The following is an 11,829-nucleotide window of genomic DNA, read 5'->3' as shown; positions in this document are numbered from 1 at the left end:
TGAAGGAAGATGTAAAAGACTTTGAAAGATCCATAAAAAAAGAATTCAGTAAAACTCTGAATTCTTCTACACGTATTTTTATTTGTTAATCCATTTAGAAATAATAGGATAGTGACAATCTTTTTCTTGTAGCACATATAAAATTCCTTTTATAGGTCCAAAAATTAACAAAAGAAACAGTATTAAATATAAAGGAGCTATTCCGAAAATAATCAAAGCGTTATTTGAAGCTAAGTCTAAATTAGATAAAGATAGCATTAAAATTATTATTGTAAAAATATTCCAAATTATTGTAATTATCCAAATGAATAGTCGGTAAAAAACAGCTTCAAAGGATATTTTTTCGAATGTTTTGTGATTTGTATACAAAATAAAAAATCAACGGTATATAAAAAATTGTGATGCTAAAGAAAATAAGAATAAAAAAAGAAAACAAGGTAAGAAAATGCATAATTAATTTTATGTTCTTTTCTTGAGTTAGGATCATTAAGGTCCTCCTATATGTATGAGAATTGTTGTACCTATTAAAATATGCACTGTTGGTAATTATAACATGAAAATGGATTGTAATAGAATAATGCATTAAAAAGAACAAGTAAAAAATTAAACAAAAGCTTTATTTTATTATAAAAAAATAGGTGATTCAGCAATTGTGCTAGCCGAGTCACCTAGTACTATGGAACCAAATAATGTTCTTTTTCTATATGTAGTTATGTGGAGTTCTTAGAGGCTAGCCCAATAGACAGTTAAGGGATAAATAAAATCATTTTAGAGAGTTTTACATTTTATTATGTTAATGCTACAACAGCAAGAGTTAAGCCCAACGTATTTAATGTATTAGAATATGGTCCTACATTAACAGTAAGGGTACTTGTTATACCTGAAGGTGTAGTGAAAATAGCGGGTGCTGATACAGAAGTGAATCCTGCAGTATATCCCAGAGAAGTACCAGAGCCAATGATTGGATTATTATTAAGATACATAGTGATACCTGCCGAATTACCTCCTGGTTGAATGATAACTTGCACTTCATAGATTGCCAAATAGGTTCTTCCACCTTCAAGTAAAACAGTTGTTGGTGGTGTGAATGAGATTGCCGTACCATTAGAATTTACCACGGTATCTAGTGGAATCGCAGAATTTACAGAGACTATTGATGGGGTAGTTTGAACAACATTTAAACTGTTAGCCGTGGGGGATGGACAAGTGCAAGGTTTGTGAATGTTAGAGTTATTATCATTTTGGTAATTCACAAATAATCAAGCCCCTTTGCGTAAGATAATTTTTTATCCTATATAAAACGTAGCTTTTTTGTATCTAAGTGATTTTTAATAAGTTTTTAAAGATAAGTCGAATATTGTTGGTCAGTTAACTTTTAAAAGTATTTGATACTCTGGAATTTAAAAGTGCATCTGATAAATATATATGAATGTTTTTTAAGGACATTACTGTAAGTTAGGAAACATAATAAAATAGTTATTTTGTTAAATAAAAAAACATGCACAAAAATTGTGCATGTTTAAAAAAGTTATGTCTTGTCTATGTAAATATATGCTTAACTAATATATACCGTGTGTATGTTTGAACAAAATGGTTATTTATTAACAAATATAAAGAGCGCTTTTTAAGATGCTCTATGACCAAGATGTGTATCGAGAAGGATACTAAAAGATTAATAATGAGATGATCATGATTATTGTATGTACATTTCTAATGAATGTGAAGTCTTTAAATGCAATCAAAAAGAGCACGCATATAAGCATGCTCTTGGACAAGAAAGGTAGATTTCTATGAGTGGATATCTCCATACAATACTATATGCTTGTCCAGTTAAAAGGTGAAAAGTTTTAATGAAATCTTTATTTTATTAATTTGTAGGTTGATACAGTTCCCCAAACGAAAAGAACCAAGTAAAAAAGTCTTTGTAGTAGACCTGCAGGTAAGGGGAAAAGAAAAACAAGTGAGATAATGATTGTTATTACTATTAAGTTTAGTAAACAGAAATATGTCCATTTTCTAGTTTTTTTAAGATTCTTTGCAAAAATAAATAGTCCTGGAAATACAGTAAGCATACCTATCCAAACTAGAATAGAATGTCCAATTAGGTTTACATCTGCAGGAATTAATCCTGAGACTATAGTGGAAACTCCTATTATAATTATAAAAAATGTTGCTATTTTATTAATTTTTGTTTTTTCTAGATGTTGTGAAATATATAGTACTCCAATACAAAATGTTATTCCATTAAGAATAAAGAGTAAATTTATCCAAAAGTGATTAGGGGAGCATATTTCATAAGGAGCTATTTCGTAGGTGAATTCTCCACAGGTTGTTACACCTAGATCACTCATTCCATGATGCAAATAGTTATAAGATGCTGTAGAAGTGAAAATAAAGAAAGGTTCAATTAAAAAGTATAGGCAAGTTGCAATCCAACTAAATAAGCCAATCCTATTTGATATATACATTAGATGCCTCCTTTGATTTTGTTCATAAAGATGCTTAAAGAAGAAGTAATATTGTTTGTACATTGATGGAAAGGATATTTGAACTAAAAAATGTTATAAAAATTTCATTTTGTAGAAATAAAGAAACTAAAAAAGAGCACCATGCATCAGTGCCCTTTCGGATAGGAGGTAACACTTTGAGTTGGATACTTAAAAAGTATATGGCATAGAAGAGAAATACGACCTAAAATTTATTATCAACTCAATACAAAAGAGCAGTTAACGAAGGTTAACCGCTCAGTCCTCAGAGAAAGGAAAAAGAACATTACAGATGTCAATGTGAATTCAAGCTGTATCAGCCCATTTATAGTATCGGACATAATTAAAAATTTTATTCGGATAAACTAAAAAAAGACAGCTAGCAAAAGCTAACTATCCTGGTGAATAAGTAGAACGAAATGGTCATTCGTATTCAACCTTGGTGTACTTATATTGTTAACACTTTTTAGAAATTTATTCAATAAAAGAGCAGTTAGCCCAGCCTAACTGCTCCATACAGAGGTAATAATCTAGATGCATAGATATTATATGCCAAATTATTTATTTTATTCGAGACAGATTAAAGAATTTGTCCTTATTAGTGAAATATAGTTAAAGAATCTCTTTAAGAAACAGAAGCAGTAACCAAATAAAAGAGCAGCTAGCAAGAGCTAACTGCTCAACCCTCGACCAAGAGAGCTAGAGTGGGAAGAATTTAAAGCTGACTTTTTACAGTCCTATATAGTATCGGTGAAATATAGAATTTTATTCGTGTGAAACATAAAAAGAGCAGCTAGTAAAAACTAGCTACTCAGCCTTCGGGTATGAAGGGAAATCAGAAACTGTATATACATTATTAACGGAATATTGGGTTTTATTCAGGAGTTAGAGGAAAATGAATAAATTTAGACTGTTCCAACTTGGTTTTGGTCTGCAACATCAGAATCAAATGTGTTTGTTGCACTAACACCGTTAAATGTATTGAGAACAAAAGCAACGTTAGATGAACCTGAACCATTATAAGCTTTTGTATTTTCTTTTGGAGAAACGTTATAAAAATCACCTAAGTTGAAAGAACCGTTACTATTTTGCACAACCATATTTCCGACAATAGATGGCATAGCTTTCACCTTCTTTCCTAGGAAGCATTTAAATTAGTATATGGTGTATGCGTCTAGTAGTTCATTTGAAACTGAGAATTTTGAAATGAAGTTTGATTGAAAACCTAATAAAATAATCCTTTTGAAATTATATAGGTACAATTCACATCTGAGCGGCTTTTTGAATGTAAGAAGGTATTAAATTAATGAGAATGTCTAAAAATGGAAAAACGTTTCATAAGAAGGAGTGAGAGGATTGGATAATTTATAGAAAAAGAAACTAAAAAAAGCAATTGCTCGTCGGACAAAGGTTATACAAAAATATGAGAAAGACAGAATAGATAAAGCTCGGAGGAATCTTTTTATACAGACAAGTATAATGAAATAAATATAGTCCGGATAGAAAACTAGAGGACACCAATTCATTAAAGCAGCAATTCAAGTTGTTTTAATGAATTGGTGTCCTTTTTATTTTGGAAGGGGGAGATAGGAAAATATGAGGGCACTACAAGACTAATTACGTGAGTGGAAAAAGCAATTGAATCAAACAAGAAAGAAAAAAAGATATAGAGTTCAAGTAGTTGTGAGATAAATTGAAAATAGAAATTGATAAGTAAAAAGATAAATAATTAAACATGCGGATGTATTGAATGCAAATGAAATAAAAATTAAATAGGTATATTTTTAATTTTTAAGTTAAGTATAGAGAAGAAATGAATTATCTAGATATTAAGAAAGGATGGATTTTTACAATGAGTTCAAATGAATCAAATTTCAGTTTTACCAGTAACAAAGATATTGTAAAGTACCTTAATGTAAGAAAAGACCCTGTTGATTTAAGAGACAAAATGTTTCGGAGTTACTTGTTTAGTAATGAGGCGGATTTGCCAACGCAAGTCGATCTTCGTCCTAAAATGTCAGGTATAGTAAATCAATGGAATATAGGTTCTTGTACGGCAAATGCAATTGTTTCAGGGTTACGAGAATATCTATTATTACAATCAGGTCGTCCATTTACTTGCTTATCTCGTTTGTTTTTATATTATCATGAACGAGAAATAGAAGGACATATTCAGGAAGATAGTGGAGCGAATGTTCGTGATGGTATGGGGGTTCTTAAAAATATTGGGGTATGCCCTGAAGAGGATTTTCCTTATACCGAGAATTTTAGAGATAAGCCATCACCAAAGGCTGAATCAGATGCTGCACTTTATAAAATTGGAACCTACCATCGTATTCAAGATTTATCGGGATTAAAGGCTGCACTTGCTCATGGATTAGTTGCTGTACTTGGATTTGCTGTACCAAAATCTTTTATGTCAGAAGAAGTGAAAAAGACTGGTATAGTTCCAGTATCAGGAACAGATGATGTAATTGTTGAAGATGGTCAACCAGCGGGACATGCTGTTTGTGCTGTTGGATATGACGATGATAAGCAAACGGTTATTATTCGCAACAGCTGGGGAGAAGACTGGGGAGATAAAGGATATTGTTATTTCCCATATGAATTATTTAAAAATGGAATTGTGCAAGATATGTGGACAGGTCGTTAATTAGAAAAGCGATGGAAGTATGGAAACTACAAAACATGTTATGCATGCAAGTGGTGTAGAGGTATCAATGATTCCAGATGAGCTATTCTGTGCTATTCGTTATTGAGATAACGATGGTTTTGGAGAGCCAATTAGTGGTCTAGAATCAGGTAATCCAATTGAATTAGAGGGAGTCTACATTGATAAAAATCATGTATATCCTTCAATTGGAAATCCTGATGATCCAGTTTTGTAATTTACCCATCATCCAGTAGGTTTTGTTATCTACAACGGAAAAGGGTATGAGTAATATTTTTGTACAAGCTGGAATTTTAAAGTGAACGAAAAACAAATATAGTCCGGCTAGAAAACTAGAGGACACCAGTTCATTAAAGCAGTCATTCAAGCTGTTTTAGGAATAGGTGTCCTTTTTATTTTGAAAAGGGAGATGGGGGGAATAAAGGTGCTAAAGGATTAATTACACGAGTGGAAAAAGCAATCAAAACAAGCAAAGAAGAAAAATAAGAAAAAGGGAAAAGAGAAATTTAGCGCTCGTGAAATTGAAGAGTTAATGGGAGTTCATGGACCACGTTATGAAAGAAGACGTGGAGCAATAAGACAAAAATGAATTAAAAATAAAAAGAAGTGATCTTACATGACTAAACAGTTATCTTTTTTAACAAAAATCGATAGAACAGCAACACAATTGGTGAGAGTACGGTTTCCTCCCTTTTCCTTGCTACCGACAATGATGTGTTATGTTAACTTCATATGAATTGGTTATACATCGTTATTCCTTCGTTTCTCGCTCTATTCTATATATTTGCATACCAAGTATGTGTATATCATATATTAATACAAGTAATCATATATACCCAATCTGTATGATATATATAGATCAATACTTTAAGTAGTACAGCACTCTATTATAGTGAGAAAGGAACATCAGATTTATGAATAACCTCAACGTTCTTTGTGAACAATTTGCTAAAATACTTAATGGAAAAAGCAATATAAATCAAGGTGTTTGTTCTGTCTCCTTGCACCGTAATATCAAAGTGTTTGTTCAAGGACGACCAAGCACCTCAGTGATACCGGTCGGGATATCTTTTGAATCGTTAGATCAAAATGGTAACGCATTGAACTTTGGAGAAATTGCTATTTTACAAGAAGAAATTCCTTTATTTATGCAATCAATTGTTCAACAGGGGATTATTGTTAGTGCTTTACATAATCATTGGTTATATATGAAACCATTGATTATGTATATTCATATCCAATCTGTTGAACCACCATTAAGTTTTGCGAAAAAATTGGCAAATTCTTTTTCAGTTTTAAGTAGTTATCCAATTACTGATAATGAGAGTTAATGTTAAATAAATCATATTTATCCACTTCTTATCTTGATAATTATGTAAGTAAGCTGTCCATATGGACAGCTTATTTTATTTTTCCGCATAGCGTAGGTTATTTTACAAAATGTTGGTGGTATCCCATGCCCATCAACCTAAGATTATATAGGTTTAATTTCAAGTGAAATTATTTCGTTCTTCTAAAGATCCAGTGTAAGTTCTTTAAAGATTTGCATCTCAAATAAACCAAGAGACCTTATAGATCATAATTATTTTTAACACAAAACAATTCTTTAAAATTATCAATTTTTAAATTTCGAATGGGAATTTTTCATTCTAATACCTCTTTTATTTATATAATTAAACTTTTAACGTTACTCTACAATTTTCAAAAACATGTAAATGATCTAATCCTTCTTGTATCAATTCCCAAAATCATCAAAAACCTACCGTTCCATCTAAAACCAGTTACAGACCTTTGTCCTACAAAAATCGGATAATACCAAAACTGCTTACCATTATTAAGCCATATATAGGTGTTTCGAAATAAACAGAATGAAATTGCTCCTGGATCAACAGCAAATGGTGAAGCTACTGATTGTTGAAGAATAAATGATGGGGGAGGAGATGTTGGGGCTTGTGAACTTTGACCTGGTCTACCTGGAGAACCAGGGATTTGAAGACCAGGGAATTGACGATCGAAGTATTGATCATAATTTATATAAGGATAATAAATTGAATCATTATATATTAAAAGTCACCTCTTTATTTTATAATTTCCTAAATTATTAATATGTAATAGAAGGTGTATTGCGAAATGAAAGACAATTGCCAAATGGTTATGTAAGAGATGCCGTTGTATATAGTATTATCGCAAGCGAATGGCCGGTTATAAAAGAACAACTATTACAAAAACTAGCAGTATATAAATAAGGAATTATGGTCAAACATATATAACCGAGATACTCTCATTTATTCGATTTGGGGGTATCTCAATTTTGTTAGCTTGATAGCGATGGGGTAGAGCCACATCGCTATCAAGCTAAGAGAAGACAACTACCCTAAAAATGAAATTTTGTGCTAACTTGAAATAAAAAAGCTCATTTTTCTTTTTGGGTAAATCTGTTTTCTTAACATGTATGGGGACCCATATAGGTTGTTATAGAATCTATATTTGTATATTCCGGAAGGAATATAAAAGAAAACGTATTAGTGTTTTTGTATTCAGGGATATATTTCTAATCAACCGAGTTTAGGAATCGGATGTGTCATTTTGTATTATGAATAACTATAGAATAGTATGGTAAAGAGACATGTAATTTCAGATCATTCAATAATTATAATGATAAGGAGCATATTAGTGAAAAAACTTACTTTTAAGGATTTGAATTCACCGGAAACCATGCGTAATCCCATTATGTTCTATAAAAACCTCATCAAGCAACAAGAGCGTTTTTTTCAAATTGATGACTTTTATGGCATAGGAGGGACATGGGTCGCATTACACTATGATGATGTGATTACTATTCTGAAAGATGCTCGTTTTATCAAAGATTTACGGAAATTCACATCACCCCATGATAAGCAACACCCAAATTCGGAAAATACAGCTGCGAGTAAACTGTTTGACTGGTTGATGAATATGCCAAATATGCTTACGGTAGATCCACCTGATCATACTCGCCTACGTCGTCTAGTCTCTAAAGCCTTTACACCACGTATGATAGAGGATCTTCGTCCCCGTATTCAGCAAATTGCCGACGGATTGTTGGTTGCTGTACAGGAACAAGGAAAGATGGAAATTATTTCAGATTTTGCTTACCCACTACCCATTATTATTATTTCAGAGATGCTCGGGATTCCCGTCACTGATCGAAACCAGTTCCGTGAATGGACACAAATACTCATGAACGCCTCTGTGAATCCTAGTCAAGGAACTGCAGTTACAACAACACTTGAAAAGTTTATTCAATACATCGAGGTATTGCTTAACGAAAAGCGTCTAAATCCTGATGCTGATTTGATAAGCAAGCTCGTTCAAACAAAAGATCAAGAAGACAAGTTGAGTAATAACGAGCTTCTCTCGACAATTTGGCTGCTTATTATCGCTGGACATGAAACTACAGTTAATCTAATCAGTAATGGTGTACTGGCATTACTTCAACATCCCGAACAAATGAATTTACTAAGGGAAAATCCTTCCCTGATTTCTTCCACTGTTGACGAACTATTACGCTATTCCGGCCCGGTTATGTTTATTAGCCGTCTTGCTAGTGAAGATATGACAATACATGGAAAAAGGATTCGCAAAGGTGATTTAGTTCTACTCTCTCTAACTGCTGCAAATATTGATCCACAGAAATTTACTTATCCGGAAACATTGAATATTTCACGAGAAGAGAATAATCATTTAGCCTTTGGGGCTGGTATACATCACTGTTTGGGGGCTCCATTAGCACGTTTAGAAGGACAAATTGCATTAGGTACTTTGTTACAGCGGCTTCCTAACCTTCGCCTAGCAATCAAACCGGATCAATTAAATTATAATCATAGTAAAATTCGTTCTCTTGTTAATCTGCCAGTTGTTTTCTGACCTATAATTACAATGGGCTTAAGCTGTTGTTTTTATTGGATAAAATTGTTGTTTTAAAATTTTATAGTACTTCCAGAATGAAGTTTTTGCTAACTTGCAACAAAACTTTATTCTAGAGTAATTCTAAATTCTTAAGTTGATGGATGTAGGGTCCCACCACATCGCCATCAAGCTAAGATTAAGTAAAATTCCGTTCAACTAGATTTTTCGGTTTTCTAAAAGATTGATATCAGTTATCTAAAAATCTGCATACAAAATTAACCTTTATAAGGTGAATTTTGTGCAAGTTATTGAAGAATATGTGGAGATAGATATTGCTGTAGTTCTTCAGCGAACAAATGAAACTCATCTTGAATCGATAGATTCATACAAAACGCCATACTTTCTGTATTTTTCTACAAAAGAATAATGCTTTCTATAAGTTATAGGTATAAATTCATCAAAGGTTTATAGTAATGTAAATTGACCCCTATAGTGTGTTGCAATTTAATAAGTTCAGATAAGTTTTTTTTTAGTTGTGACTGCATTGTATAATGAAAAAGTGTGGCTTTTTGACTTTTGGTGCACGGAGAATTGTTATTATTTTCCGTCGATAAAAGTTTATGTCAGAGCTACCAAGGAGAGATCATACGATGTCCGAGAAGATGCATGCTGACGAATTGAAAATTGAAGAGCGACTTGTGCGTCGTTTGCTTGTCGATCAGTTCCCCCGCTGGGCAGAGTTGCCCCTTCGTAAGGTGGAGCCAGTTGGAACGGTAAATGCCGTTTTCCGACTTGGCGATGAATATTCCATTCGGCTAGCGAGAAGGGAAGGACCGACGACACCAGGAGGACGCGAGTTCTTATGGCTACCCAAAATCGCGCCATTAGTTCCGCTTGAAATCCCTGTACCTATCGCTCAGGGGCGCCCCAATAACGAATACCCATGGTTTTGGGAGATACATTCGTGGCTGAAGGGTGAAACGGTGCCGATAGAGGCGCTTGACGAGATGCAGGCAGCACGTGATCTCGCAGAGTTTGTCCTAGCGCTGCAACAAGTCGATCCAACGGGAGGGCCGTTAGGACGTGGCATTCCTTTGGCCCAACGGGACAAGGACTTCCGATATTGGCTAGCACGATTTAATGGCGATCCCGCGGTGTCTGCTGTATGGGAGTCGGCTCTTTCTGCCCCTCCATGGAACGGTCCTCCTGTTTGGCATCACGGCGATCTAGATGTACGTAACTGGCTCGTACGTGATAAGCGTATTAGCGGTGTGATTGATTGGGGGACAATGGGAATAGGTGACCCTGCGTGTGATGTAATGGTCGCGTGGAAGTTGCACTCGCCAGAGGCGCGCGATGTGTTCCTTGATGCTACTCTTACGGACGATGCTACATTGGCAAGGGCCCGCGGATGGGTCGTATCACAGGCAGTTGCAATCCTTGCCTACTACACGCCGCAAAACAATCCAACTTTGTACAATGAGGCGAAATCCTGGCTAGACCTAGTGCTAGCTCAAAAGTAATTCAGTAATTTTAAGAATGAAACATATCTCAGTTATTCATATTCAACGGGCTTATTCAGAAAGCGAGAGAACCATAAAAATCGTTATCCTTTCAAGTATTTTACTGAAAGAATAACGCTTTTTTCATTTTGGGGCAAATTTGTCTCCTTAACTTGATGGGCAAGTGGTTCTACCCTATATTGTAACAAAATGATATTAGGAAGTTTATCTAATTAAAAATCCCACTTGTAGTGGACTTTTGATGAGGTTGCTTAAATTTCTTCTAATAGTTGCTCGATTTTTTCAGCATTAATAGACCAGTTTAAATCTTTTTTAATCAAACCATCTTTTTTAAGCTGACTCAGAATAGCACTGGTCGTTTCTCGTGTAGAACCAATCATGTTTGCAATGTCAGCATGTGTCAATTTCATATTGATGGTTTGCCATTCGTTTATTCTTCTTCCAGTTTTTTCACTTAACTTCAATAATAAGTATATTAGACGGTATTTAACATCACTAAGAGCAATTTTCTCGCTTAAGCTATAAACTTCCTTTAAACGGTTTGAAAGTATATTTATAAATTTCAATGCAATTTGGGGGTTCCTTTCAATAAATCCCTCAAAATCATTCCTTGCAATCATACATAAATAAGTATCTGTCATTGCTTCAGCATAAACCTGGTCATCTGTTAAAGATAAGGTAGATGTTTCTCCAAAAATATTACCACTTGTTAAAATATCAACAGTAAACTGTTTTCCATGATGATTCATACGAAATAAGCGTACTTGACCTTTCTTTAAAAAAAATAATGCTTCAATTGGCTTATCTGGAGATAATATAATCGTTCCTTTTTTAACAGGTTTCATCTCACTTAATTCTTCAACGGTCTTAAGATCGTCCATTGGTAATTCTTCTAATAGACTAATTTGTGAAAGAAGTAATAATTTATCCACTTGAACTCATTCCTTTCACTATTTTTATTTTCATTATACCGTTCTTTGTAATTTTTACTGTAATCTAAATTACTGCATAAAAGTAATTAATTAGTATAGTACCAGGTAGGGGGAGTTTTGTGGAGCCAGTTTTATATACAATGGATGGGTGCTTAAGCTGTTTTAAAGCAAAACAACATCTAATTCAAAGTAATATTTATTTTATAGAAAAAAACTATTTAATGATCTAAATGCTGCATTAGAAATAAGGGGGGTACTAGGAGAAGTTAATGCCTCCGTATTTGTAGATGGAACCTTCATTTTAAAGGGACGTGAAATTTTAAGGGTAA

The 11,829-nt window shown here is 33.6% G+C and carries 9 protein-coding genes and 3 pseudogenes; 6 read left to right on the top strand and 6 right to left on the bottom strand.

What is annotated here, in order from left to right; all coding sequences use genetic code 11:
* Positions 1–78: 78 nt before the first annotated feature.
* The 4 genes and pseudogenes from ACQRBL_RS13450 to ACQRBL_RS13435 form a co-directional block, all read right to left on the bottom strand.
* A pseudogene (locus ACQRBL_RS13450) lies at positions 79–487 on the bottom strand (DUF4870 domain-containing protein).
* A gap of 301 nt (positions 488–788) precedes the next feature.
* Positions 789–1,253 (bottom strand): hypothetical protein, encoded by a 465-nt coding sequence (locus ACQRBL_RS13445; protein ID WP_043924670.1) that lies wholly within the window; start codon positions 1,251–1,253, stop codon positions 789–791.
* Positions 1,254–1,859: 606 nt separating this feature from the next.
* Entirely contained in the window at positions 1,860–2,468 is a 609-nt protein-coding gene (locus ACQRBL_RS13440; protein WP_411995530.1) for a DUF998 domain-containing protein, read from the bottom strand.
* 923 nt (positions 2,469–3,391) lie between these two features.
* Entirely contained in the window at positions 3,392–3,607 is a 216-nt protein-coding gene (locus ACQRBL_RS13435; RefSeq protein WP_001139345.1) for a spore germination protein, read from the bottom strand.
* Between the two features lie 226 nt (positions 3,608–3,833).
* Here ACQRBL_RS13435 and ACQRBL_RS13430 point away from each other — a divergent pair.
* The 3 genes and pseudogenes from ACQRBL_RS13430 (at position 3,834) to ACQRBL_RS13420 (ending at position 6,488) form a co-directional block, all read left to right on the top strand.
* Positions 3,834–3,974, top strand: a pseudogene (locus ACQRBL_RS13430) (DUF3983 domain-containing protein).
* A 364-nt stretch (positions 3,975–4,338) separates the two neighbouring features.
* On the top strand, positions 4,339–5,139 hold the full coding sequence (locus tag ACQRBL_RS13425) for a C1 family peptidase (RefSeq protein WP_000097509.1): 801 nt from the start codon (positions 4,339–4,341) through the stop codon (positions 5,137–5,139).
* Between the two features lie 932 nt (positions 5,140–6,071).
* Complete coding sequence (locus ACQRBL_RS13420) at positions 6,072–6,488, top strand: DUF1259 domain-containing protein (RefSeq protein ID WP_023522072.1); 417 nt, start codon at positions 6,072–6,074, stop codon at positions 6,486–6,488.
* Between the two features lie 370 nt (positions 6,489–6,858).
* On the opposite strand, the gene ACQRBL_RS13415 is transcribed toward ACQRBL_RS13420, so the two are convergent.
* The gene (locus ACQRBL_RS13415; RefSeq protein WP_097983960.1) at positions 6,859–7,221 is read right to left on the bottom strand and encodes a transporter; all 363 of its coding nucleotides are present in this window, start codon (positions 7,219–7,221) and stop codon (positions 6,859–6,861) included.
* Between the two features lie 44 nt (positions 7,222–7,265).
* On the opposite strand from ACQRBL_RS13415, the pseudogene ACQRBL_RS13410 reads away from it, so the two are divergent.
* The 3 genes and pseudogenes from ACQRBL_RS13410 to ACQRBL_RS13400 all read left to right on the top strand — a co-directional run.
* Positions 7,266–7,403 (top strand): annotated as a pseudogene (locus ACQRBL_RS13410) (GNAT family N-acetyltransferase); the annotation flags it as partial.
* Between the two features lie 427 nt (positions 7,404–7,830).
* A complete protein-coding gene (locus tag ACQRBL_RS13405) occupies positions 7,831–9,063 on the top strand; it encodes a cytochrome P450 family protein (protein ID WP_411995531.1) in 1,233 nt (410 codons plus the stop codon).
* A gap of 602 nt (positions 9,064–9,665) precedes the next feature.
* Complete coding sequence (locus tag ACQRBL_RS13400) at positions 9,666–10,568, top strand: aminoglycoside phosphotransferase family protein (protein WP_338153085.1); 903 nt, start codon at positions 9,666–9,668, stop codon at positions 10,566–10,568.
* A 251-nt stretch (positions 10,569–10,819) separates the two neighbouring features.
* Here ACQRBL_RS13400 and ACQRBL_RS13395 read toward each other — a convergent pair whose 3' ends face one another.
* Positions 10,820–11,500, bottom strand: coding sequence for a Crp/Fnr family transcriptional regulator (locus tag ACQRBL_RS13395; protein ID WP_023522076.1), 681 nt, complete (start codon positions 11,498–11,500; stop codon positions 10,820–10,822).
* Positions 11,501–11,829: the final 329 nt, after the last annotated feature.

Source organism: Bacillus sp. AF62 (assembly GCF_050312695.1).
GTDB lineage: Bacteria > Bacillota > Bacilli > Bacillales > Bacillaceae_G > Bacillus_A > Bacillus_A cereus.
The sequence above is the reverse complement of the archived record's forward strand: the minus strand, read 5'-3'. Positions and strand labels throughout refer to the sequence as shown.

Bases quoted from the DNA above. Each gene is read 5' to 3' on its own strand.
- ACQRBL_RS13440 (WP_411995530.1), bottom strand. From the start codon at position 2,468: ATGTATATATCAAATAGGATTGGCTTATTTAGTTGGATTGCAACTTGC.
- ACQRBL_RS13435 (WP_001139345.1), bottom strand. From the start codon at position 3,607: ATGCCATCTATTGTCGGAAATATGGTTGTGCAAAATAGTAACGGTTCT.
- ACQRBL_RS13425 (WP_000097509.1), top strand. From the start codon at position 4,339: ATGAGTTCAAATGAATCAAATTTCAGTTTTACCAGTAACAAAGATATT.
- ACQRBL_RS13420 (WP_023522072.1), top strand. From the start codon at position 6,072: ATGAATAACCTCAACGTTCTTTGTGAACAATTTGCTAAAATACTTAAT.
- ACQRBL_RS13400 (WP_338153085.1), top strand. From the start codon at position 9,666: ATGTCAGAGCTACCAAGGAGAGATCATACGATGTCCGAGAAGATGCAT.